The organism is Anabaenopsis elenkinii CCIBt3563 (genome assembly GCF_015245355.1).
Classification (GTDB): domain Bacteria; phylum Cyanobacteriota; class Cyanobacteriia; order Cyanobacteriales; family Nostocaceae; genus Anabaenopsis; species Anabaenopsis elenkinii.
Map to the genome: position 1 here is coordinate 1,610,574 of NZ_CP063311.1, position 24,441 is coordinate 1,635,014.

20 protein-coding genes are annotated in these 24,441 nt (G+C 42.0%); 13 read left to right on the forward strand and 7 right to left on the reverse strand.

Going from position 1 to position 24,441, the window contains the following annotated elements:
• Nucleotides 1-94 precede the first annotated feature (94 nt).
• The 4 genes from IM676_RS07260 (at nucleotide 95) to IM676_RS07275 (ending at nucleotide 6,396) form a co-directional block, all read left to right on the forward strand.
• A complete protein-coding gene (locus tag IM676_RS07260) occupies nucleotides 95-1,954 on the forward strand; it encodes an NAD(P)H-quinone oxidoreductase subunit F (RefSeq protein ID WP_200989580.1) in 1,860 nt (619 codons plus the stop codon).
• Nucleotides 1,955-2,002: 48 nt separating this feature from the next.
• Nucleotides 2,003-3,505: an NADH-quinone oxidoreductase subunit M gene (locus IM676_RS07265; RefSeq protein WP_200989581.1), complete on the forward strand. Its 1,503-nt coding sequence runs from the start codon at nucleotides 2,003-2,005 to the stop codon at nucleotides 3,503-3,505.
• A gap of 52 nt (nucleotides 3,506-3,557) precedes the next feature.
• On the forward strand, nucleotides 3,558-4,871 hold the full coding sequence (locus IM676_RS07270) for a CO2 hydration protein (RefSeq protein ID WP_200989582.1): 1,314 nt from the start codon (nucleotides 3,558-3,560) through the stop codon (nucleotides 4,869-4,871).
• A gap of 145 nt (nucleotides 4,872-5,016) precedes the next feature.
• Nucleotides 5,017-6,396, forward strand: a complete 1,380-nt coding sequence (locus IM676_RS07275; RefSeq protein WP_200986960.1) for an IS4 family transposase — start codon at nucleotides 5,017-5,019, stop codon at nucleotides 6,394-6,396.
• Between the two features lie 322 nt (nucleotides 6,397-6,718).
• Here IM676_RS07275 and IM676_RS07280 read toward each other — a convergent pair whose 3' ends face one another.
• Nucleotides 6,719-7,657 carry an RpnC/YadD family protein gene (locus IM676_RS07280; RefSeq protein WP_200989583.1) on the reverse strand — a complete coding sequence of 313 codons (939 nt, stop codon included), beginning with the start codon at nucleotides 7,655-7,657 and terminating at the stop codon, nucleotides 6,719-6,721.
• 188 nt (nucleotides 7,658-7,845) lie between these two features.
• Here IM676_RS07280 and kdpA point away from each other — a divergent pair, with 188 nt between their 5' ends.
• The 4 genes from kdpA to IM676_RS07300 are packed head-to-tail and all read left to right on the forward strand — an operon-like array spanning nucleotide 7,846 to nucleotide 12,994.
• Nucleotides 7,846-9,531 carry a potassium-transporting ATPase subunit KdpA gene (gene kdpA / locus IM676_RS07285; protein ID WP_200989584.1) on the forward strand — a complete coding sequence of 562 codons (1,686 nt, stop codon included), beginning with the start codon at nucleotides 7,846-7,848 and terminating at the stop codon, nucleotides 9,529-9,531.
• A gap of 27 nt (nucleotides 9,532-9,558) precedes the next feature.
• Nucleotides 9,559-11,628: a potassium-transporting ATPase subunit KdpB gene (gene kdpB / locus IM676_RS07290; protein ID WP_200989585.1), complete on the forward strand. Its 2,070-nt coding sequence runs from the start codon at nucleotides 9,559-9,561 to the stop codon at nucleotides 11,626-11,628.
• Nucleotides 11,629-11,660: 32 nt separating this feature from the next.
• Nucleotides 11,661-11,861, forward strand: a complete 201-nt coding sequence (locus IM676_RS07295) for a potassium-transporting ATPase subunit F (protein ID WP_200989586.1) — start codon at nucleotides 11,661-11,663, stop codon at nucleotides 11,859-11,861.
• Between the two features lie 23 nt (nucleotides 11,862-11,884).
• Nucleotides 11,885-12,994, forward strand: coding sequence for a sensor protein KdpD (locus tag IM676_RS07300; RefSeq protein WP_200989587.1), 1,110 nt, complete (start codon nucleotides 11,885-11,887; stop codon nucleotides 12,992-12,994).
• Between the two features lie 30 nt (nucleotides 12,995-13,024).
• On the opposite strand, the gene IM676_RS07305 is transcribed toward IM676_RS07300, so the two are convergent.
• Complete coding sequence (locus IM676_RS07305) at nucleotides 13,025-13,675, reverse strand: ribonuclease D (protein ID WP_200989588.1); 651 nt, start codon at nucleotides 13,673-13,675, stop codon at nucleotides 13,025-13,027.
• An 88-nt stretch (nucleotides 13,676-13,763) separates the two neighbouring features.
• Nucleotides 13,764-14,318, reverse strand: coding sequence for a CAP domain-containing protein (locus IM676_RS07310; RefSeq protein ID WP_200989589.1), 555 nt, complete (start codon nucleotides 14,316-14,318; stop codon nucleotides 13,764-13,766).
• A 169-nt stretch (nucleotides 14,319-14,487) separates the two neighbouring features.
• Between IM676_RS07310 and IM676_RS07315 the strand changes: the two genes are divergently transcribed.
• Nucleotides 14,488-15,405: a DNA-methyltransferase gene (locus IM676_RS07315; RefSeq protein WP_200989590.1), complete on the forward strand. Its 918-nt coding sequence runs from the start codon at nucleotides 14,488-14,490 to the stop codon at nucleotides 15,403-15,405.
• Here IM676_RS07315 and larE read toward each other — a convergent pair.
• Complete coding sequence (gene larE / locus IM676_RS07320) at nucleotides 15,387-16,208, reverse strand: ATP-dependent sacrificial sulfur transferase LarE (protein ID WP_200989591.1); 822 nt, start codon at nucleotides 16,206-16,208, stop codon at nucleotides 15,387-15,389. The two genes, IM676_RS07315 and larE, sit on opposite strands and share 19 nt — an antisense overlap.
• A gap of 95 nt (nucleotides 16,209-16,303) precedes the next feature.
• Between larE and IM676_RS07325 the strand changes: the two genes are divergently transcribed.
• Nucleotides 16,304-17,170 carry a branched-chain amino acid ABC transporter permease gene (locus tag IM676_RS07325; protein WP_200990115.1) on the forward strand — a complete coding sequence of 289 codons (867 nt, stop codon included), beginning with the start codon at nucleotides 16,304-16,306 and terminating at the stop codon, nucleotides 17,168-17,170.
• 20 nt (nucleotides 17,171-17,190) lie between these two features.
• On the opposite strand, the gene psaX is transcribed toward IM676_RS07325, so the two are convergent.
• The 3 genes from psaX to IM676_RS07340 form a co-directional block, all read right to left on the reverse strand.
• Complete coding sequence (psaX, locus tag IM676_RS07330) at nucleotides 17,191-17,325, reverse strand: photosystem I protein PsaX (protein ID WP_089090711.1); 135 nt, start codon at nucleotides 17,323-17,325, stop codon at nucleotides 17,191-17,193.
• An 84-nt stretch (nucleotides 17,326-17,409) separates the two neighbouring features.
• Entirely contained in the window at nucleotides 17,410-18,321 is a 912-nt protein-coding gene (gene lipA, locus IM676_RS07335; RefSeq protein WP_200989592.1) for a lipoyl synthase, read from the reverse strand.
• Between the two features lie 116 nt (nucleotides 18,322-18,437).
• On the reverse strand, nucleotides 18,438-20,000 hold the full coding sequence (locus tag IM676_RS07340; RefSeq protein ID WP_200989593.1) for an NAD(P)H-quinone oxidoreductase subunit N: 1,563 nt from the start codon (nucleotides 19,998-20,000) through the stop codon (nucleotides 18,438-18,440).
• A gap of 402 nt (nucleotides 20,001-20,402) precedes the next feature.
• Here IM676_RS07340 and hsdR point away from each other — a divergent pair, with 402 nt between their 5' ends.
• The 3 genes from hsdR to IM676_RS07355 all read left to right on the forward strand — a co-directional run bounded on the left by hsdR (nucleotide 20,403) and on the right by IM676_RS07355 (nucleotide 24,438).
• The gene (gene hsdR, locus IM676_RS07345) at nucleotides 20,403-23,735 is read left to right on the forward strand and encodes a type I restriction-modification system endonuclease (RefSeq protein ID WP_200989594.1); all 3,333 of its coding nucleotides are present in this window, start codon (nucleotides 20,403-20,405) and stop codon (nucleotides 23,733-23,735) included.
• 252 nt (nucleotides 23,736-23,987) lie between these two features.
• The gene (locus IM676_RS07350) at nucleotides 23,988-24,053 is read left to right on the forward strand and encodes a hypothetical protein (protein WP_404799840.1); all 66 of its coding nucleotides are present in this window, start codon (nucleotides 23,988-23,990) and stop codon (nucleotides 24,051-24,053) included.
• On the forward strand, nucleotides 24,037-24,438 hold the full coding sequence (locus IM676_RS07355; RefSeq protein ID WP_200989595.1) for a helix-turn-helix domain-containing protein: 402 nt from the start codon (nucleotides 24,037-24,039) through the stop codon (nucleotides 24,436-24,438). Before IM676_RS07350 ends, IM676_RS07355 begins: the two co-directional genes overlap by 17 nt.
• The last annotated feature ends 3 nt before the right edge of the window (nucleotides 24,439-24,441 follow it).

The following is a 24,441-nucleotide window of genomic DNA, read 5'->3' on the forward strand; positions in this document are numbered from 1 at the left end:
TTTATCATTCGCCAAATAATTAGCTAACTAGAAGCCAGAGGAAATTATCTCTGTTGCCTAGCTAATTTATACCATCAATAAAGAGGTGAATTTCATGATTCAGTTTCTCATAGGAACTGTTTGGCTAGTCCCTTGCTATGCGTTAATAGGTGGACTTTTAGCCATTCCTTGGTCACCGGGAGTCATTAAGAAAACCGGCTCAAGACCAGCAGGTTATGTCAATTTATTCATGACATTTTTGTCATTACTTCATAGTGTCTTGGCTTTTATATTCATCTGGAACCAACCCCCGCAAGAAATATTTATTCCTTGGCTATCAACCGCCGGTTTAAACCTCACCATTGCCTTAGAAATTTCTGCAGTTAGTGTAGGTGCAATGGTGGTAATCACTGGATTAAATTTGTTAGCGCAAATTTTCGCAGTTGGTTACATGGAAATGGACTGGGGTTGGGGGCGCTTTTATTCTCTATTAGGATTATTTGAAGCGGGATTATCTGCCCTAACTTTGTGCAATGATCTGTTTTTCAGCTATGTAATTTTGGAAATTCTCACACTAGGAACCTATCTGTTAGTAGGGTTATGGTTTAGTCAACCCCTGGTAGTCACCGGTGCTAGAGATGCTTTCCTCACCAAGCGGGTAGGAGACTTATTCCTACTGATGGGAGTCTTGGGGTTATGGACTTTATCAGGGACTTGGGATTATACAGAGTTAGCAGCATGGGCGAGTAATGCTGAAGTAAACCCCACAGTGATCACATTAGTCGGGTTAGCATTAGTTGTCGGTCCGATGGGTAAATGCGCTCAATTTCCCCTGCATTTATGGTTAGATGAAGCCATGGAAGGCCCCGTTCCCAGTACAATTTTACGTAACTCCGTAGTGGTTGCTAGTGGTGCCTGGGTATTAATTAAACTCCAGCCTGTATTAACTTTATCGCCTGTAGTTTCATCATTTATAATTGGCGTCGGTGTGATCACCTCCGTAGGTGCATCCTTAATTGCGATCGCTCAAGTTGATATCAAACGCTGCTTATCTTATTCTGTTAGTGCTTACATGGGCTTAGTGTTTATTGCAGTAGGCACCCAACAAGATGAGACAGCATTATTACTGGTACTTGCCCATGCTTTAGCATCTGCATTATTAGTCATGAGTACTGGGGGTATTATATGGAATAGTATCACCCAAGACATTACCCAACTAGGTGGCCTGTGGAAACGCCGCCCTATTTCTGGGTTAGCTTTCATCGTTGGTATATTGGAATTAATTGCTTTTCCCCCCTTAGGTAGCTTTTGGGCTTTAGTGAAATTAGCCGATGGAATTTGGAAAACTTACCCCCCCTTAGTGGGAATTATTCTGGTAGTCAACACCTTAACCGCCATCAGTTTAACTAGAGAATTTTGCTTAATTTTTGGTGGTAAAGCTAAACCAATGAGTGAGCGATCGCCTGAAGTTCATTGGCCGATGATCATGCCGATGATGATCTTATTTGGCGTAGTCCTGCATTTGCCTTTAGTGTTACAAAGCTTATCACTATTACCCAGTTGGGCAACCCTGAATAAAGATTTAGCCCTATTACTCATGTGGTCTAGTATTTTTGGTTGTAGCATTAGCGCCGTCATTTATTTAGGTAACATTCCCAAACCAATTCGCCTACCTTGGCAACCTTTACAAGACTTATTAGCATACGACTTTTACACACCCAAAATTTATCGTATGACCATCATTTTCAGCGTTGACCAACTTTCTAAATTCGCTGATATGATTGACCGCTTCATAGTTGATGGTCTCGTCAATTTCGTGGGGTTATTTTCCCTGTTAGGCGGCGAAGGATTGAAATACAGCACCACTGGACAGACCCAGTTTTATAACTTCACTGTACTGTTAGGAGTCAGCATTTTGTGTGCATGGATCACCTGGCCTTTCTGGAAAGTACAGTTTTTAAGTTTGATGTTTTAACTGCTCAACCGTAAATCAACACCAAGGAAAACATCGGGACTATATCATATGTTGAGTTTTCTCATTTGGATACCAATTATCAGCGCCGTAATTATTGGTTTTTTACCTCATAAACTGGTTTCCCCTAGTCGCATTCGCCTAGTATCTTTAACCATAGCCGCCATAGTCTTAGGCTGGAACTTGTTGATTTTAGTGAAATTCGACCCCAGCAACTCTGGAATGCAATTTCAAGAATATCTCCCCTGGAATGAAACCTTGGGTTTGAGTTATCAACTGGGAGTTGATGGGTTATCAATTTTAATGTTGATACTCAATAGTTTACTTACCTGGATAGCCATTTACAGCAGTAACAAAGAAACTCAACGCCCCCGACTATTTTACCCCCTGATTTTATTCGTGAGTGGGGGTGTTGCTGGTGCATTCTTAGCAGAAAATCTGCTGTTATTCTTCCTATTCTACGAACTAGAATTAATCCCCTTCTACCTCTTAATTTCCATTTGGGGAGGGGAAAAACGCACTTATGCTGGTATCAAGTTCTTAATTTACACAGCTGTTTCCGGTGCTTTGATTTTAGCCAGCTTCCTAGGAATGGTATTCCTCAGTGGAGGTACTAGCTTTGCTTGGGATAGTTTATCTATTCAAAATATCGCCCCATCTGCGCAACTTCTCCTCCTAGGAGGAATAATCTTAGGCTTCGGAATTAAAATTCCTCTAGTTCCCTTCCATACTTGGTTACCTGATGCTTATGTAGAAGCTTCAGCACCCATTGCTATTTTATTAGGCGGCGTTTTAGCTAAGTTGGGAACCTATGGACTGTTACGCTTTGGGATGGGAATGTTTCCCCAAGCTTGGAATGTGGTAGCACCAACCTTGGCTTTTTGGGGGGCTATTAGTGCAATTTATGCCGCTGTCATTGCGATCGCCCAAAAAGATATCAAACGCATGGTAGCGTATAGCTCCATCGGTCATATGGGTTATATCTTGTTAGCCAGCGCCTCTAGCACAGCTTTAGCCCTAGTGGGTGCAGTGGCTCAAATGTTCAGCCATGGTTTAATTCTGGCAATTCTTTTTCACCTAGTCGGGGTAGTAGAAGTCAAAGTTGGTACAAGGGAATTAGAAAAACTCAACGGATTAATGAGTCCTATCCGCGGTTTACCCTTTATTAGCGCCCTACTAGTTCTCAGTGGTATGGCCAGTGCGGGTATTCCCGGTTTAACAGGATTTATAGCCGAATTTATTGTATTTCAAGGTAGTTTCTCAGTCTTTCCCATACCCACACTACTATGTATAGTATCTAGCGGTTTAACAGCGGTGTATTTCGTCATACTCCTCAACCGTACCTGTTTTGGCAAGCTGGATAATAATTTGGCTTACTATCCCAAAGTTTTGTGGTCAGAAAAAGTTCCCGCCTTAGTATTAGCAGCTCTAATTATCTTCTTGGGTGTACAACCCACCTGGTTAGTCCGTTGGAGCGAAACTACAACCACAGCCATGGTAGCCGCAATTACCCCCATAGAAAAAACCATAGTTGCTCAAATTCCCCATAATTAGCACTTCTGATCTTTGACCAACCCTTGACGATCATCATTGCGAGGCCATCATCATGGTACAAACTCCAGAGAAACCTACAAATAAACTACCTCCTTCCCGACATGAATTTGCTGATGTGATTCATCGCCTGGAAGCTGGTGGTTCTATGTTACCCGATACACCAGAAAATTTAAAACAAATCATCGGTATTTATAAAGCCTATGCAGTACCGATGGATTTTTACTGGCGTAACTTGCTGTATATTGCCGAACGAGTATTTTTAAATCCCCTACCCTTCTTTAAATACTTCTTACCTCAAGAATACTTAGAACTCCATAATCATTATGCCGGCGACGATGCAGAATTGAGAGTCTGGCGCGGTCGGGCCACCGCACACCCTGAACTTTTGGCATTTATTGAGAAGGGTGAAACTATAAAAATGCCCAAATTATTACATCACCTATTCCATGACCGCATTAATATGGAGTTTGCCGAAGCCTGTATGCGGGCTATGTTTTGGCATAGAAGAATGGGTGGTAAATTTGACCCTTACTTAGACACACCGGAGTATAAAGCCAACGCCGATAGAGCCATCAAAGCCTATTTTCAAGGTAACCCATTCATGTTAGGGCTTTATAAACTGTTCCCAGATATGTTTATAGAACAATGTCGCCAAATGTCTTACTATGCCAATTTGGGGCTATTCTGGGAAGTTATGGCCCCTGTGTTTTTTGAAATGTCAGATTTATATGACGAAGGCAAAATTACCACAGTCCCGGAGGCCATGAATTTTCTGGTAAATGGTATTTTTGCAGTCGCCAATCGTCCCATTTACCATCATGTTTATATCCGGGGTGAATGCTACGAAATTATCCCCAAATCTCAAGGCTTTGTCTGGCTGTATGAAGCAGCCTTACCTTATGTAGAAGCTGTTTTTTATCGTACCGCACCTTTCAGGGGGACAAAATCTTATAATGCTCAGGCGCGCCAAATACCAGATAACCAAGCAGATTTTCACTATGGTATTCTTTATGCTGATGTGTTCCCCGTTGGTACAGCAGGTATTCCCCCAACACTGTTAATGCAAGATATGTTGCACTTCTTACCACCATATTTAGTGGAAGAATACAAACAACATTGTCGAGGTGAGGATGATATGTTGATTCAGTTGGGAATTAGTTTTCAACGGTCAATGTACAATGTTACCTCTGCGGTGATTCAAGCCTTACGCACGGCCCTTCATTATCCTTTAGATGACCCCGACCCTGAGCATTTACAAGCTAATCGAGACTTTTTTGAGGCGCAGTTAAACCGCTTTACCCGTCCTGACTACGGTATTCGTGATGCGGCCCGTCTAGGTGACGTTCAACGCCAAGATTATCGCTGAAATTTTTTACTGTACCCACCCTCACCCTCCCCTTGTCACGCTATCCATTACCCACATCTTTCTTAACAATTAGACAAAAGACTTAACATCAGAGTGAAAGCCTTGATGGCTATAGTTTTGAAAGAGAAGAGTGGGTAATGGTATCATGGAAAAGTGGGCAGCGAAAGAATTGGCACAGGTAAACTTAGGGGATGCACGTCGAAACAAGCGGTTAATCAGGATAGTAGAAGATTTGGCAGCACAACCAGATAGTAGTGTACCACTTGCTTGTGGAAATATAGCAGCAACAAAGGCAACATATAATTTTTGGAAATCACCACATTTTCAAGCAGGTGATATTCGTGCTGCCCACACATCCAGCACCATAGAAAGAATCAAAAAACATGAGATAGTATTGGCAATACAAGATACAACAAACATAGATTTAACATCGCACCCAGCCACAAAAGGAGTAGGTTATCTTGACCACAGAAAATCATCAGGATTAAAAGTACATTCAACACTTGCAGCCACAAGTAATGGAGTACCGTTAGGAATTATTGAGCAGCAAGTATGGGCAAGAGAACAAGAGAATTTAGGTATTGCTAAAAAACGTCGTCAACGAGAGACAAAAGAAAAAGAAAGTCAACGTTGGTTGGATGGGTTGCAGACTACACAAAATTTGATTCCCTCAGAAATTGAAGTAGTAACAATAGGTGACTCAGAGGCGGATATATTTGACCTTTTTAACCAGCAACGTCGAGAAAAATCACACTTACTAATTCGTGGGACTCATAATCGTAAAGTAGACCATTGTGGCAAATATCTACATCTTGCCATTCGTCAAATCGAAGCATCTGGAACAGTGACTGTAGAAGTAAAACGCTCTCCAGAACATAGTTCCAGACAGGCGAGACTGACAATTAGGTTCACGAGTTTTGATATTCAAGTACCATTACACCATATTGGACGTTTACAGCTAAAACCTGTCAGGTTACAAGTAATTTTGGCAGAAGAGGAAAATCCACCTCCAGGAACAAATCCCATTAGTTGGTTATTAATTACTAGCTTAGAAATTAACAGTCTAGAAGATGCTGCATGTTGTGTTCAATGGTACACTTACCGTTGGTTGATAGAACGTTATCATTACACATTAAAAAGTGGCTGTGGCATCGAGAAATTACAACTGGAAACTGCTGACCGAATTCACATGGCACTAGCCACTTATACTATTGTCGCTTGGCGATTGTTATGGCTTACTTATCAAGCACGAGTTCATCCTGATTTACCTTGTGATGTTGTTTTGGAAAACAGTGAATGGCAGTCCTTATGTGCCACTATCAACAAAAATCCTATTCCTCCAGACCACCCACCTTCTTTGCATGATGCTGTGCGAATGATTGCCACTCTTGGTGGTTTTTTGGGTCGCAAAGGTGATGGTGAACCGGGTGTGAAAACCATTTGGCGTGGGCTACGACGCTTACACGATATTGCTGCTACTTGGCAATTACTTCACTCCGATTCCCCATCTTATCTTGACATTTAGCGATCGCCTATGGCGGAGGGTAGCCCCTCGCCCCTGTATTCAAAAACTCAATCACCTGTTGGGTCTTCTCAATATCCATACTTATTCTTTTTTGTCAATCCTCCCCACTATGCACATCTCTACAACCTTTATTGTGTTTGCCTTCCAGCAATGTTAAGAAAGATGTGGGTAATGGATAGCCTTGTCACGGGAGGGGACTTGATTTTGTTGTTTTTTGTGTGTTCGGTGTGTTCGGTGTTGAAAAGTTATCAAACATCCTCTTTGGCGTAAACTATATTATTAATTGTTGGGTTACGCCGTCGCTTAACCCAACCTACATCTATTAATCTGCTGCTGGTAAATGGGAGTTAACAAGCTGTGTAAATTCTTCTAAAGAACTAACATTAATTGCTGATACAAATATTTCTTCTAAAAAAGATGTATCATTAATTTGATTAATACTAGCAACCAGATTTTCTGGAATGTCACCAAACCGTACTTGTACCAGTTTGATAATATCTTGTTTCCGAGTTTTTTCTATAGTCCGTTGTTCAATGTTCGTTAACAATGGCATTTTTAGTTTCTCCTGATAATTAGTTAATTTTTCCTCAAAACTTAATTGCAAATCTCCAGATAAAGCCATCATTAAATCAATGACTTTATACAAATCAACAATTTCTTTACGGTTATAACCTCTTTCATAGAGTAATCTAGCTAACTTCCATTTCCACTGTTCCCTAGCTGAAAGGTTGCTATTAGTGGCTTTAGTCTTTAAATGTGCCATTACCACTATAGCAAAAATATTATTACTTTGCTCTAACTCCTCCCATTGATAATTGAGCAGCTTAACACTAGAAAAATTAAAGATTAGTTGACTACTCCCTAAACCATATCGGTAAGAATTAGGTAGCCAATTTTTCGTTTCATCTCCTAGTATAGCTAAACTAATCACTGGTTTTTGATATAAATCAAACGCCCGATAGTTATAGATAAACATTCGTTGCGAAAACTCTTTATCATATTGACTTTGTACTTCTACATGAATTAATACCCAAACTTCTTGATTATCTAACAACCACACCTGAAATAATTTATCAGCATGGCGGGTTTTACTGTCCGCAGTTGCGGTAATCTGCTCTAATTCTTTATCGAGAGAAATGGGGGTTTTAGTCCAGTCTATTTCTTGATTTATTTCTGGGTAAAAGAAGGCGAGAAAGGAATCAAAATAATCTCCTATTACTTCTTTCCATGTTTCATCATAGTTAGCTGTAATTTCGGTCATGGTCATTAGAGGATGTTATTAATTAATTTTTCTGCTTCTTTGGGGAAATCAGTTATATTCAAAGGACGGAAGATATTATGTTATGTTGACATTTAACCAAATCATAGAACAATTGTATCTGAATATGTAACCTTGTCTTATAACTTCAAAATTTCTGGGAAAATTATGTACTGGGAGCCTATTTAATCATGTTACAAGGATGGATACAAATCGCATTGACCCTGGTCATAGTCATAGGCACAACTCCATTATTAGGAAGGTATATAGCACAAGTTTTCATGGGAGAACAAACACTACTCGAACCCATAATTAATCCCTTAGAAAGAATAATTTATGTCTTAAGTGGGGTGCGTCACCAGCAAAATATGACAGGATGGCAATATACCCAAGCGTTGCTCTATAGCAATTTATTCATGGGGATTTTAGTTTATTTAATCCTCATGTTCCAAGGATGGTTACCCCTAAATCCCACAGGATTAAGCGCCCCTAATTGGGATTTAGCATTACATACTACCATTTCCTTTGTTACCAACACCAACCAACAGCATTATACTGGTGAAACCACCTGGAGTTATGCCAGTCAAACCTTCGCTTTAGGTTTTTTAATGTTTACCTCAGCCGGTACGGGGATAACAGTTAGTATAGCCTTTATTCGTGGTTTAACTGGCAGACAGTTAGGCAACTTTTACAGTGACCTCATCAGGTCAATTACCCAGATATTATTGCCCATATCAATAATTGGCGGTTTATTATTGCTATTGGCTGGTGTACCAGAAACCTTAGCAAGACCAGCAACAATTACCACCTTAGAAGGTGCAACTCAAGTAATAGCTCGTGGTCCAGTGGCCCACTACGAAATTATTAAAGAACTCGGAGAAAACGGTGGTGGCTTCTTTGCTGTCAACTCAGCACATCCCTTTGAAAATCCTAATGGCTTCTCCAACTTATTAGAGCAGTGGGCGATGATGGCCATACCCACCTCACTAATTTACACCTACGGTATATTTATGAATAACCGTAAGCAAGCATGGTTAGTATTTTGGATGGTATTGATCATTTTCCTCTTCTTAGTAGGAATTACAGCAGTAGGGGAATTTGGAGGAAATCCCTTAGTTAATTCCCTCTTAGGAGGAGAGCAACCCAACTTAGAAGGAAAAGAAGTAAGATTTGGTTGGGCGCAAACTGCACTCTGGGCGGTCATGACCACAGCCACAATGTGCGGTGCTGTCAACGGAATGCACGACTCCTTAATGCCTCCTGGGGGTTTTGTCACCCTCTTTAATATGTTCTTACAAATAATTTGGGGAGGACAGGGAACCGGTACAGCTTACCTATTCATCTACTTAATTTTAACAGTATTTCTCACAGGCTTAATGGTAGGGAGAACACCAGAATTTTTAGGCAGAAAAATTGAAAAAAAAGAAATTGTTTTAGCCAGCATCATCTTATTAGTTCACCCCTTCGCCATTCTCATTCCTTGGGCGATTGTCTTTGCCTTTCCTAATACCCTCTCCGGTATTAGTAACCCTGGATTTCATGGAGTTTCCCAGGTAATTTACGAATACGCTTCCGCCGCGGCCAACAACGGTTCTGGTTTAGAAGGATTAAATGATCATACCCTATGGTGGAACCTGAGTACAAGTATCAGTATCTTAGCCGGGCGTTATATCCCTATCATGGCACTGTTACTTTTAGCAGATAGTATGTCTGGTAAAAAACCAGTCCCTATCACCACCGGAACCCTGAGAACCGACACCAAACTATTCACAGCAGTTACAGCGGGGGTAATTTTAATCTTGGGCGCTCTCACCTTCCTCCCCGCCCTAGTCCTAGGTCCGGTAGCAGAAGCATTTCAACTAGTAGCAGGAAATTGACCAAAAATTCCACCCATTCACCTAAAAATGGCAACAAGTACAAGACGGCGAAAAAAACGCAGACATAAACCCCAAGTCCCACACTCTCAACTCTACCCCCAAGCATTGCGGCAAGCATTTGTCAAACTGTACCCACGTAACATGATCAAAAATCCAGTCATGTTCCTAGTCTGGTTGGGTACTCTCATCACAGCACTGATGACAATTGCACCGAATATATTTGGCCCAACTCCAGGACAAAATCCCCGACTATTCAACGCAATAATCACCTTAATTTTATTCTCCACCGTTGTCTTTGCTAACTTTGCCGAAGCCTTAGCCGAAGGACGAGGTAAAGCCCAAGCGGATGCTTTGCGCTGTGCAAAATCCGAAGCCAAAGCCCAAAAAATTCTCCCCGATGGTTCTATTCAAGAGGTAAATTCTACAGCCTTACGGCGAGGGGATACAATCAAAGTTGCCGCTGGTGATGTCATACCCGCCGATGGTGAAGTAATTAGCGGTGTAGCCTCCGTTGATGAATCAGCTATTACAGGAGAATCAGCACCAGTATTAAAAGAACCGAGTTCAGACATTGCCAGTTCTGTAACCGGAGGAACCCGTATAGTCTCCGACGAGCTGATCATTCGAGTCACCACCGACCCCGGACAAGGCTTTATTGACCGCATGATTAGTTTAGTAGAAGGCGCTTCCCGCAGCAAAACACCTAACGAAATCGCCTTGACAGTTTTACTGGCAGTGCTCACCCAAGTATTTTTAGTGGTAATTGCCACACTACCTACAGTGTCATTTTACCTCAACTCACCCCTGAGTATTGCCGTACTCATAGCCTTATTAGTAGCCCTAATTCCCACCACCATCGGCGGCTTGTTAAGTGCGATCGGCATTGCAGGAATGGATAGAGTGGCTCAGTTTAATGTGATTGCCACTTCCGGGCGTGCAGTTGAAGCTTGCGGGGATATTAACACCCTGATCTTAGACAAAACTGGTACGATTACTTTGGGAAACCGCCTAGCAGAAGAATTTATTCCCGTCAATGGTCATTCCATGGTAGAGGTAGCCCAAGTTGCCCTAGCATCCAGTATCTTGGATCAAACACCAGAAGGTAAGTCAATTGTCAAACTCGCAGAGAAATTAGGCGCAAAATTAGATTTTGACCCCCAACAAGCCGAAAGTATCGAATTTTCCGCCAGAACTCGCATGAGTGGCACTAACTTATCTAACGGCGTAGAAATTCGCAAAGGTGCAGTCAATGCCATTAAAGGATTTGTCAGGTCTCGCAATGGAGATTTAACACCTGAGCTTGACACGGCGTTTCAAAGAGTCTCCCAACTAGGTGGCACTCCCCTAGCCCTCTGTAAAAACAATGAGATGTATGGTGTAATTTATCTCAAAGATATAATTAAACCGGGGATTCGGGAACGATTCGACCAAATGCGACGCATGGGCATTAAAACCATCATGCTCACAGGTGATAACCACATGACCGCATCTGTAATTGCCCAAGAAGCCGGAGTTGATGACTTCATCGCCGAAGCCACCCCCGAAGACAAAATTACAGTTATTCAGAGTGAACAAGCCCAAGGAAAACTTGTAGCCATGACCGGAGATGGCACCAACGATGCTCCCGCCTTAGCTCAAGCCAATATTGGTGTAGCAATGAATACAGGTACTCAAGCAGCCAAAGAAGCCGCTAACATGGTAGACCTAGATTCTGACCCCACCAAGTTAATTGATCTTGTCACTATTGGTAAACAATTGCTGATTACCCGTGGCGCACTGACCACCTTTTCCATTACCAACGATATCGCCAAATACTTCGCCATCCTCCCGGCTATCTTCGCTGGTATTGGTGTTGGCGCTCTCAATATTATGGCTTTAACCAGTACCCAGTCTGCCATTCTCTCAGCCTTAATTTACAATGCTTTAATCATTCCCGCCCTCATTCCCCTAGCACTAACTGGCGTTAAATTCCGACCACTCACCGCCGACCAACTTCTACAACGGAACATATTCATCTACGGACTGGGCGGCGTTATCACACCCTTTATTGCCATCAAAATCATAGACCTTTTGATCACAACCATAGGACTAGCATAATGCCACACTCCCCGCCCCTTTGGGTTTTAATCATGAAAAATCTATCTCTTACCCTTTCTCTTACCCTCTTGGTCTCACTCATCCTGAACTTATTCCTAGCACAAATCCTTTACGCCGCCACCCCTGAAGCAATATCACGCTCTGCATCCTACGCAATTACTCTTTTAGGACTAGCAACTTTTGGCGTCAGTATGTATTTGTTTGTTGTCATTTTTCAACCAGAGAAATTTTAACTATCTTACTTGTGTTTGTATTTATGTTTGATTCCTCTGATCATATTCATCTTCTCCCCCCCCGACGTGGGAAGCATAAAATTTTTATTGGTATGGCTCCCGGTGTCGGTAAAACTTACAAAATGCTTGAGGAAGCACATCAACTCAAGCAAGATGGAATTGATGTAGTGATCGGGATCTTAGAAACTCATGGACGCAAAGAAACCGCCATGAAAGCTGCGGGAATAGAGGTAATTCCCCAAAAAGCTTTTATCCACCAGAACGTTACTCTACAGGAAATAGATACAGATGCAATTGTGCAACGTTCCCCTCAACTCGTTTTAGTGGATGAACTCGCTCATACTAACGCCCCTGGTTCCCCAAGAAAAAAACGCTATCAGGATGTAGAAGTCATTTTAGCAGCGGGAATAGATGTTTATTCCACTGTTAATATTCAACATTTGGAAAGTTTGAATGATTTAGTCGCCAGAATTACAGGTGTTGTGGTGCGAGAGCGCATTCCTGATTATGTGTTAGATGAGGCTGATGCTGTTGTGGTTATTGATGTGACACCACAAACTTTAGAAGAGCGCTTAGAAGAAGGTAAAATTTACGCGGCTGAAAAAATTGACCAGTCTCTGAAAAACTTTTTTCGGCGTCGTAATCTGATTGCTTTAAGGGAACTAGCATTAAGAGAAGTAGCAGATACCGTAGAAGAACAAGCAAATACTGCCAACTTTTTACAACCCAATTACAACATTCAAGAACGGGTGTTAGTATGTGTATCTACTTATCCTGGTTCTGTGCAATTATTACGCCGAGGCGCACGGATTGCTCACTATATGAATGCTCGACTGTATGGTGTGTTTGTGGCCAATCCTGAACGATTCCTGACTAAGGAAGAAACTTTACATCTAGATACCTGTGAGCATTTATGCCAAGATTTTGGCGGAGAGTTTCTACATATTAAAAGCCAAAATGTTGCTCAAGAAATTTCTCAAGTAGCAACAAACTATCATATTACACAAATTATTATTGGTGAAACTAAGCAGCCGCGTTGGCAAACATGGTTTCAAAAGTCTTTTACTCAACAAATGATAGACTTAACTAGAAATAGAAATATAGATTTACATATTATTTCCACAGATAAATAACTCATAGGATTAATTCAATTAACTTGTAAATCAATGTTCAAATAAATCTTTAAATTGTAATAAATCTAAGGTAACAAGGGTCGGTAAAACTTGAAAACATTCTTGAGCAATTTCCCACCGTTCTTCCCGTTTGAGTATCGCTGTAAGTTTTTGCTGTACACTCAGTAGGTAGCGGACATCATTAGCAGCATAATTGAGTTGAGCCTCTGACAAATTAGCAGCGTTACCCCAATCGGAACTCTGAGAGCTTTTATCTAATTCTATATGTTCTAATTCCTGGACTACATCTTTGAGTCCGTGACGATTGGTGTAGGTACGAGCTAGCTTACTGGCAATTTTGGTACAAAATACAGGTTTAACTTGAATCCCCAGATGATAACGCAAAGCCGCAATATCAAAGCGGGCGAAGTGGAAAACTTTCACCACGTTGACCGCTTCCAAAAGTATCTTTAAATTTGGGGCTTCGGTTTGGCCTTTGGTGATACCAATTACCGTAACTTGTCCCTGAAGATTACATAGCTGAACTAGACAGAGGCGATCGCGCTGTGGTAATAATCCCATAGTTTCAGTATCCACAGCGATCGCATCGGATTTTAAATACTCAGCCAAAGCAGCCTCAGTCAAGTCACCTATGGCTGCGCCGCGTAGGCTATCGCTGATTTGAAAATCTTGTAATGTCATGAACTACCCAAATATAAATGTAATGTGTCTGAGAAAAAAACTATCAGACACTACATTAATTATGCTGCCAACATCGGTGTAAATCAATCTATCTACTGCGAATAAAAATTTGAGTTAGGTAAACTTCCCCTTCCTGATTGGTAGCAACACCAATTCCGGTGAGGTCGTAGTCGCCACGAATATTCTGCAAGTGTTGCGGACTTTTGAGCCACCCGGTAATGGCTTCGCCGACTGGATTACTATATCCTTTATTTAAGGCTAGATTCTCTGAGGCGTTATTATACTTTAGGGGAATGGCGGTGACCCGCTCTTCAAATCCCTCATGGCTAAACGGGACTTTACCATTAGCCATGTTTTGGCTATGAATCCTCGCCTGTTGAGTAATATGTGTATTTAGCCTCAACTTTGGCAGATTCTGAGACACTCGATATTGGTTAATTTCGTCAAAAACTGATTTCTCTAGTGCATTGGTTTGAATACTAGTAGTAGTACTTAACATTGCCACCTGACTCGGAGGAATTAACAAAGGTTGACCAGCATTAGTCTGCTCTGTAGAATTGTGAGCTCTTATGGAGGTATTCATTAATCCACTTCCCAGGACAAGCACACTTATAATGATGCCAACAGCAGGTTGTCGAAACATGGAAAGTTGCTTGATATATATAATTAGTAGACCTATAATCTAACTTCTGGTTCTAGGAATATATAACAGGATAATCTCGAAAATTAGTTAAATTCCGCCATTCTGGCAAATAATCTTAGTTGTAAGTTATACACTTAGAACAAATTTAGTCAGTTGCCGAGATATTTTTATGAATAATTTTTTCAGTGGTGATGAGGCTCTACTATCAGAAGATATGCCCTTAAATCCTTATTACACCCAACAGTGGGGAAAAGCATATTTAGGAGATAGCTTACAGCTATTAAGATCCATAGCACCCAATAGTATTAATCTTATCCTCACTTCACCGCCATTCGCTCTCACACGTCAAAAAGCATATGGTAATCAAACTCCGGAAAAATATCTTGAATGGTTTTTACCTTTCGCCGAGGAGTTTAAAAGGGTTTTAAGTGATGATGGCTCATTAATTTTAGACTTGGGCGGCGCTTACCTGCGTGGTCATCCAGTCCGAAGTATCTACCAATATGAACTTTTAGTAAAACTGTGCAAAGAAATGGGCTTTTTTCTAGCCCAAGAATTATATCACTACAATCCAGCAAGATTACCCACTCCTGCTGAGTGGGTGACAATCAGACGAGTGCGTGTAAAAGACTCGGTAAATGTAGTTTGGTGGTTGTCAAAAACACCAAATCCTAAGGCCGATAATCGCAAAGTTTTAAAACCATATAGCCACAGTATGAAACACCTGCTCAAAAATGGCTATAAAGCTCAAATGCGCCCCAGTGGTCATGATATTTCGGATAAGTTTCAGAAGGATAACCAGGGCGCAATTCCCCCAAATTTATTAGAAATTGCCAATACTGAATCCAATAGCGCTTATTTACGGCGTTGTAAAGCAGAAGGGATTAAACCCCACCCCGCGCGGTTTCCTCTCAAGTTCGCTGAATTTTTCATCAAGTTTTTAACTGATGAGGGTGATATGGTGTTAGACCCCTTTGCAGGTTCTAACACCACTGGGTTTGTAGCTGAAACTTGGGAACGCCGATGGATTTCTTGTGAAATTAATCAGGATTATGTGATGGGGAGTCTTTATCGGTTTAGTGATTGAAGGGGGAGATGTTGATTTAATTTACCGCTGCGGTATCCTTCTAAATCTAGAGTGACATAGATAAATCCTAATTCCTGAAATGTACAAACTAGGGACTGTAAGTCGGTAGTCAAGATAAAATCTTTGATATTTGCTGGTAATAATTCAATTCTGGCGGTATCACCTTCAGAACGCACGCGCAAATTCTCCCAACCCAGTTTTCGCAGATAAATTTCTGCCCTACCTACTCTTTGTAACTTGGCTATGGTAATCTCTTCACCGTAGGGAAAGCGAGAACTCAGACAAGGTTGAGCGGGTTTATCCCACCAGGGTAAACCAAGTTGTTGTGAAAGTTGACGGACTTCGGCTTTACTCACACCGACCTCTGCTAAAGGCGATCGCGCACCTCTTTCTTTAGCTGCTTGAATTCCTGGGCGATAGTCCTGTAAGTCATCAGCATTCACCCCATCTACTACATAGGGATAACCTAACTCCTCTGCTAAGGGTTTTAGGGTATCATGCAATTCACTTTTGCAAAAATAACAACGGTTGACAGGGTTAGAGGTGTAATTGGGATTGTCCATTTCATGAGTTTGGACTATCCTATGGGGAATCCCTATGGTTGCAGCTTGAATTTTCGCATCTTCTAGTTCTTCTGGTAACAGGGAAGGAGAAACAGCTGTGACAGCTAAAGCGCGATCGCCCAATACATCATAAGCAATCTTGGCCACCAAAGTGCTATCAATCCCCCCAGAGTAGGCAATTAGAGCCATCTCCATTTCCCTAAATAAAACTTTTAACTGCTCAAATTTTTCTGTCAACATGATTTTCAAATCTGCTCCCAACCCTATAGCACCCAATTAATTCTATTCTAGGGGATATATATATGGGTTTAACACCCACCGAAAACATCAAACTTATGGATATACAAATTGTTCAACTAATTGTTAATGGTATAGCGGTAGGTAGCATTATCGCCCTGGCCGCGGTGGGATTGACCCTGACCTATGGTATTTTACGGTTATCTAATTTTGCTCACGGTGATTTTCTTACTCTCTCTGCCTATTTGACCCTGTTACTCAATACCGGTGGTATGAATATTTGGCTATCCATGATTCTGGCGGCCGCGGGAACAGTAGTAGCAATGCTGCTCTCAGAAAAGTTGTTATGGGCAAGAATGCGCTCTATTCGTGCTACCTCCACAACCTTAATTATTATTTCCATTGGGCTGGCTTTATTCCTGCGCAATGGTATTATTTTTATCTGGGGCGGCCAGAACCAAAATTACAATTTACCCGTTACCACTGCTTTGAATATTTTTGGCATCAGGATACCCCAAAATCAATTGCTGGTATTCGGGTTAGCAGTGGTGGCAATTTTCGCGTTGCACTATCTGCTGCAAAATACCAAAATTGGTAAAGCCATGCGTGCGGTTGCTGATGATTTAGACTTAGCCAGAGTTTCGGGGATTAATGTCGAGCAAGTCATCCTCTGGACTTGGATTATTGCGGGGATATTTACCTCTTTGGGTGGGAGTATGTATGGCTTGATTACAGCTGTACGTCCCAATATGGGCTGGTTTTTGATTTTACCCTTATTCGCTTCCGTGATTTTAGGTGGTATTGGTAACCCCTACGGTGCGATCGCCGCCGCCTTTATTATTGGTATTGCCCAAGAACTGAGCACTTTATGGATTGGTTCACAGTATAAACAAGGTATAGCACTGTTAATGATGATTTTGGTGCTGCTCATTCGCCCAAAAGGTTTATTTAAAGGTACGATTTAAGCAGCACCTTCCACTTCTAATTATTCAATGATGTGGAAATAATAAGCTGCAACTAAGAAGTTAACAGCTAATAACAGCAAGGCCCAGGCCGCACGGAAGGTGTAGGGGGGTTTAGCACCTGTTGCTGGAACGGGGGAATTTTGAACTTTAGCCATCAGTCGTTCTCCTTCTTTTTTGACTTTATTCAGAAATACCAAACAGCTGTACCAAAAAACCAAAATTCTTTAAAAATATTTGTGTCAACCTTCCTCACCAGCATGGTAAGAGCTACGCACCAAAGGACCACAGCGGACGTGGTTAAATCCCATTTCCCGTGCTACCTGCGATAGTGCATCAAATTCTTCTGGTGTCCAGTATTTTTGCACTGGCAAATGTTCTAAGGAAGGACGCATATATTGGCCGATAGTGAGGCGATCGCATCCTACTGCCCTTAAATCTACCATGGTTTCTATAACTTCTTCCCTAGTTTCTCCATGTCCGAGCATTAAACCGGACTTAGTGGGGATAGTAGGATCAATTTCTTTCACCATAGCCAGTACACCCAGGGAGCGATCGTACTTAGCACCCCGACGTACCGGACCTGTTAACCGCCGTACCGTCTCCACATTGTGATTAAAACAAGCCGGTTTAGCGGTGACAATTGCGGCTATTCTTGCTCTTTGTCCTGATTCTCCTGCACCAGCGCCGCCCCAAAAATCTGGTGTTAGCACTTCGATTTGAGTTTCTGGATTTAACAGGCGAATATTATCTATTGTCTTGACAAAATGCCCCGCTCCCTGGTCTGGTAAATCATCACGGGCTACAGAGGTCAGAACCACATAACGTAATCCCAATAGCTGCACAGCTTCAGCTACTTTTTGCGGTTCCTCTGGGTCAATAGGCATGGGGGCATGACCCTTATCTACTTGACAAAAAGCACAAGATCGGGTACAGACAGGCCCTAATAGTAAGAAAGTGGCAGTTTTTTGACCATAGCATTCTCCTCGGTTGGGGCATCGTCCCTCTTCACAAATTGTATGAATTTGCCGTTGCTTAATAATCCGTTGTACAGTAGAAAGCTCACTAGCCCTGCCAATAGAGCGGCGTAACCAGCTAGGCATAGTCAAACTCCCGGTGGGGAGGGGTTGGGGTGCTGGTTGTGGCGTAGTCATAGACATTTAAGCAATATCCAAAAGTACTGTAGCCCTAATGATGGCTTTGACACAAATTTAACATAATTCAGCAGGGGTGCTAGTGTCTTGCACCCCCTAAAGTTGCAACATCCAATCTACAACTCTTCTAGTTCTGGTGTTGAGATTATACTGACCTGGTTTTTCTCCACCGCTGTTGCTTGTAGCATTGCAGTATTAGAGATAGAGTTGTTAGCCAGTGTAAATAGTGGATTGGACAAAATCCCCGCGATGGAAGTAGCAATTAAAGTTACTATTAGTCCCACTTGCAAAGGTCTAAATCCTGGTAAGTTCCACTGTACTGCTGGATAATTTTTGACTACCTCTGACATTTCCTGGGGTTCTTTGACTACCATCATTTTGACCACGCGAATGTAGTAATAGATGGAGACAACACTAGTAACTAAGCCCAGTAAAACTAACCAGTAAAGTCCAGCTTGCCAACCAGCCCAGAACAGGTAAATCTTCCCAAAAAACCCAGCTAATGGCGGAATACCACCCAAGGAAAGTAGAGATATACTCAACCCGAGTGTAAGCAGTGGGTCTTTTTGATACAAGCCAGAGTATTCGGTAATTTGGTCTGTTCCTGTCCGTAGGGAGAAGAGAATCACGCAGGTAAAACCGCACAGGTTCATGAACAAATACACCATGAGGTAAAATACCATGCTGGCGTATCCGGCTTCAGTTCCCGCAATCATACCAATCATCACAAATCCAGCCTGAGCAATGGATGAATAAGCTAACATCCGCTTCATGCTAGTTTGGGCGAGGGCGACTACGTTACCCAATACCATACTTAGGACTGCAAGGGCAGTGAAAATAAATCTCCATTCCTCCGCAACTAGGGGGAAGACTGTTGTTAGCAAGCGAATGGCTAGGGCAAACCCAGCGGCTTTGGAACCCACCGATAAAAAAGCAATCACCGGGGTGGGAGCGCCTTCGTAAACGTCTGGGGTCCACTGGTGAAAGGGTGCGGCGGAGATTTTAAAGCCGATACCGGCAATCACGAAAATTAGGGCAATTACCAAACCTAAAGACTGACCAACGTTTGCCGCAGCAATACCATTAGAAATCGCCCCTAATTCTGTTTGTCCACCGGATAGACCATACAGCAGGGAAACACCGTATAAAAATATTGCTGTACTGGAGGCTCCAATCAACAGGTATTTCAGCGCAGCTTCGTTAGAGCGGGGGTCGCGCTTAGTATAACCTGTGAGTAGGTAAGAGGAAATACTGAGGGTTTCCAGTGAGATGAAAATCATCACCAACTCACTAGCACCGGATAAAAACATCCCTCCCAGGGTAGCAGTGAGCAAAATAGCAATAAATTCTGCTAGAGGAGTACCACTTTGCTCAATGTAGCGAATTGACATCAATATAGTTACCGCAGCAGATAAGGCAATAATACCGCGAAAAACAATACTCAGGTCATCACCAATAAAGCTACCGGTAAAGGAAATGGGATTAGTAGCATCCCATTGAAGATAGAGAGCGCCAACCGCAGCCACTAAACCCGCGATCGCCACATATCCAATCCAGCGTGAGGAGCTACGTCCCAAAATCAAATCAACAATCAAAACCCCTAAGAGGGTGACAATTACAATCCCCTCTGGCAAAATCGTTCCAGCATTCAGCTGGGAAGTGAGATTAGAAAAATCCATGAGATATATAGGTTTTGACCATTAGACATTAAGGAAGCATCTGAGTTTATTCTATTGTTACGGCTGGATATTTTCGATATTTCTGTAAGGTTTTCTCAAAAATTCTTCCCCTGTCATCCATTGTGGGGAAATTATTTGACCCCACCCTCACCCTCCCCTTGTAATGGGAGGGGACTGGATTTGATTGTCTGTTCCGGTGTTCCGGTGTTCCGGTGTTCCCTTAGTTGTGGTTTTAACATTCATCTTTTTAGGTGCAAGATGTGAGTAATCCCACACTTGTGAAACTTTTTGAGACTCACATAGATTTAGACTCTAGATTTAGACTAAAAATACAAGCTGCTTGCATAATCCCTAAGTACCGTATAATTACTGTGGGGGAGTTATCCAAGGAACTAATAACCAATGTCTGAGTCATTAAATTTTTCGTTCCTAGCAGTCCATAATCAACAACTGGTAAGATTAGGTACTCTAGCTGAAAGATATTTTACAGATGACCCTAATACCTGTTTAATTAAGTTACGCCAGTTTGGTGAATTGCTGGCTCAATTAGCAGCAGCGAATATAGGACTGTATCAGGTAGAGGATGAACGCCAGATTAATTTGCTCAATCGGTTGCGCGATCGCGGGTTACTCAAGGGAGAAGTTGATCAACTGTTCCATGAACTGCGTAAAATTGGTAATACAGCAACCCATGAGCTTTCAGGAAATCACCGACTAGCTTTAAGTGGTCTAAAATATGCTCGTGCGTTGGGGATTTGGTTTCATCGGGTATTTGGAGATCATCCTAAATTTGCGCCTGGTCCGTTTATTCCCCCACCTGACCCAACTATAGAAACCCAGACCCTCAAAGCTGAATTAGCACGCTTGCGAGATGAGGTAAAAAAGCAACTTTCAGCAGTGGAAGCGGCGCAAGCATTAGCAGCAATAGAAGCCCAACGGCGCATAGTTGCGGAAGATTTAGCCCGGGAAGCTGAGGCTAAAACCCAAGAAGTTGTGAGTCAGTTGGTGGGAATCCAAGCTCAAGGGAAGGAAAAATCACAACAAACCATTGAGCGGACTATTTCCCAAGCACAGATTGCGGAAATTGGGGTGTTATTGGATGAGCAAGAAACACGAAAACTCATTGATGCTCAATTACAAGCTGCGGGATGGGAAGCAAACACCGAAGAATTGACTTATCAAAATGGTGTCCGTCCTCAAAAGGGAAGAAACCTAGCGATCGCAGAATATCCCACAGCTAATGGACGCGCTGACTATGCTTTGTTCTGTGGGTTGCAGATTATGGGAGTAGTAGAAGCGAAACGTCAAAGTAAGGATGTTTCCCAAGGAGCATTAAACCAAGCTAAACGCTACAGCGAAGGGTTTCTTTTGGGGGAGGAGGTGTTTGCTGGTGGTCCTTGGGGACGGTACAAAGTTCCTTTTGTGTTTGCTACTAACGGTAGACCATATTTACAGCAACTGGAAACTAAGAGCGGAATCTGGTTTTGTGATTTGCGTCGTCCTACTAACTTGCGACTATGCCTCACCGGGTGGTATAGTCCTGAAGGTTTACTAGATGTTTTAGCTCAAGATATTGATCAGGCTAATCACCGTTTAAGCCAAGAAGGGTTTAAGTATGGGTTTGAACTACGTGATTATCAAATTCGTGCTATTCAAGCTGTAGAGTCCGCTTTGGCTAGGGAACAACGGGTACTACTCTTAGCAATGGCCACAGGTACAGGAAAAACTAAAACCTGTATTGCTTTAATTTACCGCTTACTCAAAACTAAGCGATTTCGGCGGATCTTATTTTTAGTTGATCGTAGCGCCTTAGGTGAACAAGCTGACGATGCTTTTAAGGATTCTCCCATGGAGAATTTACAAACTTTTGCTGATATATTCGAGATTAAAAACTTAAAAGATATTGAACCAAGTAGAGATACTAAGGTTCATATTGCTACGGTGCAAGGTATGGTCAAGCGGATTCTCTACCCTGGTGATGGTGCATCTGTAATTACCCCAGACCAGTATGATTGTATTGTAGTGGATGAGTGTCACCGGGGCTATGTACTAGATCGGGAATTAAGCGATCGCGAATTGGAGTTTCGAGACTTTAAGGATTATGTATCAAAATACCGTCGGGTGTTAGAGCATTTCGACGCTGTAAAAATTGGTTTAACTGCAACTCCCGCACTCCACACCTCAGAAATTTTTGGTCAACCTGTTTACATCTATAGCTATCGAGAAGCTGTGATCGATGGTTGGTTGATTGACCACGAAGAGCCTTTCAAGATTAGCACCAGGTTATCTGAACAGGGGATAGCTTGGCAAGCCGGGGAGAAAATGGAGTTTTTTAATCCTCAAACTGGGCAACTTGATTTAGTTAATGCCCCTGATAACGTAAAATTGGAAGTAGAACAGTTTAACCGCAAGGTAATTACAGAAGATTTTAACCGGGTTGTCTGTGAAGCTGTAGCGGAGTATATTGATCCATCTCTCCCAGGAAAAACCTTGGTTTTCTGTGTGACTGATTATCATGCAGATATTGTGGTTAAGCAACTTAAACAAGCTTTTCAGAATAAATACGGCAGCATAGAGGATGAAGCAGTAATTAAAATTACAGGTAATGCGGATAAACCATTACAGTTAATTCGGAAGTTACGCAATGAAGTTAACCCCAAAGTGGCTGTAACTGTAGACTTGCTGACCACGGGAGTTGATGTTCCCTCAATTTGTAATCTGGTGTTTATTCGGCGAGTTAATTCCCGGATTCTCTATGAACAAATGTTAGGCAGGGCGACTCGTCTATGTGATGATATTGGCAAAGAGGTATTTAGAATTTTTGATGCGGTGCGGTTATATGAGGCGATCGCCCCTGTGTCTACTATGAAACCTGTGGTAGTTAACCCCAATGTTTCCTTTACTCAATTGGTGGAGGAGTTGGAAACTGTCCACACCCCGGAAAATTTAGAACTAGTTATTAACCAACTACTGGCGAAAATTCAACGCCAACGCAAACATTTATCCCCTAACAGTCGAGAACAGTTAGAAGCGATCGCGGGAATCCCTTTATCAAATATAGTTCCCCATCTCAAGGAAAGTACACCAGACCAGGTGAAGGAATGGTGGAAACAAAGAAAGGCGATCGCCCAAATTCTAGACCGTCGGGATGGTGGAACTCAACGGATTTTAATTTCTCGTCATAGTGATGAATTGGTGGGGATTGAGCAGAGTTATGGTAATGCTCAACCTCCCCAAGATTATTTAGAGAGCTTTAAGGCTTTTTTGACAGATAACATTAATCAGGTTCCCGCTTTGATAGTTGTGACACAGCGTCCCCGGGAGTTGACTAGAGCGCAACTCAAAGAACTGCGAATCCTCCTAGATACAGCAGGATATACAGAAACTAACCTCAAAACTGCATGGCGAGAAACAAATAATCAAGAAATTGCAGCTTCTATTATTGGCTATATTCGTCAAGCTACCTTAGGCGATGCTTTAAGACCCTATTCAGAACGGGTAGATCAGGCCATGAAGAAAGTCCTGTTTAGTCGGAGTTGGACACCCCCCCAACGTCAGTGGTTAGAACGAATTGGTAAACAGATTAAGGCGGAAACAATTGTCGATCGGGAAGCTCTGGATAAAGGAGAGTTTAAAACCCATGGGGGATTTAACAGACTTAATCAAGTTTTTGATGGGAATTTAGAGACTATTATCACCCAAATCCATGAAAATATTTGGGATCTGACTGGATAGCTCCCCCAAAGTTCCACAGCCCATTAAGATATTTAAGAGGATGTTTGATAAGTTTTCAACAGGTAATTTTTATCTTAGGGAACAGGGAACAGGGAACAGGGAACAGGGAACAGGGAACACACCACAACAATCAAATCCAGTCCCCTCCCCTTACAAGGGGAGGGTTAGGGTGGGGTAAAACAATACTTGATACACTAATCATGACTTATCAAACATCCTCTTAGTATAGATTATGAAGGGCAGTTAATTTATATTAAGTATATCCTCACTCACGCCGAATATGATAAGGAGAACTGGAAAGATGACCCTTACTTTTAATCGAGATAAATACAGGGAATTATTAACAGTTTATCTTCCCAAGCTGATTAAAACTGAAGCAGAAAATGAGCAAGCTTTAGCGATGGTAGAAGATTTAATGCACCGGGAGCGCACTCCTGAAGAAAATGAAGTTTATCAGTTGTTAATTATTTTAATTGAGAAGTTTGAACAAGAATATTATCAGCCTAATCAGCAGAATAATCCTGGTTCTATGTTGTTATTTCTTTTAGAGGAATCTGATAAAAATAGAGAAGATTTAGTACCGGTTTTAGGGACAGAAGATATAGTTGATAATATTTTGAATGGACAAGAGAAAATAAATGCAGAACAAGCGCGGAAGCTGGGAGATTTTTTTCATGTAGAATCTAGTTTATTTATGGAATAATAA

Excerpts from the sequence above, each read along its gene's own strand:
- hsdR (WP_200989594.1), top strand. The coding sequence starts at position 20,403 with ATGTCTGAGTCATTAAATTTTTCGTTCCTAGCAGTCCATAATCAACAA.
- IM676_RS07275 (WP_200986960.1), top strand. The coding sequence starts at position 5,017 with ATGGAAAAGTGGGCAGCGAAAGAATTGGCACAGGTAAACTTAGGGGAT.
- IM676_RS07315 (WP_200989590.1), top strand. The coding sequence starts at position 14,488 with ATGAATAATTTTTTCAGTGGTGATGAGGCTCTACTATCAGAAGATATG.
- IM676_RS07270 (WP_200989582.1), top strand. The coding sequence starts at position 3,558 with ATGGTACAAACTCCAGAGAAACCTACAAATAAACTACCTCCTTCCCGA.
- IM676_RS07310 (WP_200989589.1), bottom strand. The coding sequence starts at position 14,318 with ATGTTTCGACAACCTGCTGTTGGCATCATTATAAGTGTGCTTGTCCTG.
- IM676_RS07340 (WP_200989593.1), bottom strand. The coding sequence starts at position 20,000 with ATGGATTTTTCTAATCTCACTTCCCAGCTGAATGCTGGAACGATTTTG.
- IM676_RS07300 (WP_200989587.1), top strand. The coding sequence starts at position 11,885 with ATGTTTGATTCCTCTGATCATATTCATCTTCTCCCCCCCCGACGTGGG.
- kdpA (WP_200989584.1), top strand. The coding sequence starts at position 7,846 with ATGTTACAAGGATGGATACAAATCGCATTGACCCTGGTCATAGTCATA.
- larE (WP_200989591.1), bottom strand. The coding sequence starts at position 16,208 with ATGTTGACAGAAAAATTTGAGCAGTTAAAAGTTTTATTTAGGGAAATG.
- lipA (WP_200989592.1), bottom strand. The coding sequence starts at position 18,321 with ATGACTACGCCACAACCAGCACCCCAACCCCTCCCCACCGGGAGTTTG.
- IM676_RS07260 (WP_200989580.1), top strand. The coding sequence starts at position 95 with ATGATTCAGTTTCTCATAGGAACTGTTTGGCTAGTCCCTTGCTATGCG.
- IM676_RS07305 (WP_200989588.1), bottom strand. The coding sequence starts at position 13,675 with ATGACATTACAAGATTTTCAAATCAGCGATAGCCTACGCGGCGCAGCC.
- IM676_RS07280 (WP_200989583.1), bottom strand. The coding sequence starts at position 7,657 with ATGACCGAAATTACAGCTAACTATGATGAAACATGGAAAGAAGTAATA.
- IM676_RS07355 (WP_200989595.1), top strand. The coding sequence starts at position 24,037 with ATGACCCTTACTTTTAATCGAGATAAATACAGGGAATTATTAACAGTT.
- kdpB (WP_200989585.1), top strand. The coding sequence starts at position 9,559 with ATGGCAACAAGTACAAGACGGCGAAAAAAACGCAGACATAAACCCCAA.
- IM676_RS07265 (WP_200989581.1), top strand. The coding sequence starts at position 2,003 with ATGTTGAGTTTTCTCATTTGGATACCAATTATCAGCGCCGTAATTATT.
- IM676_RS07325 (WP_200990115.1), top strand. The coding sequence starts at position 16,304 with ATGGATATACAAATTGTTCAACTAATTGTTAATGGTATAGCGGTAGGT.
- psaX (WP_089090711.1), bottom strand. The coding sequence starts at position 17,325 with ATGGCTAAAGTTCAAAATTCCCCCGTTCCAGCAACAGGTGCTAAACCC.
- IM676_RS07295 (WP_200989586.1), top strand. The coding sequence starts at position 11,661 with ATGAAAAATCTATCTCTTACCCTTTCTCTTACCCTCTTGGTCTCACTC.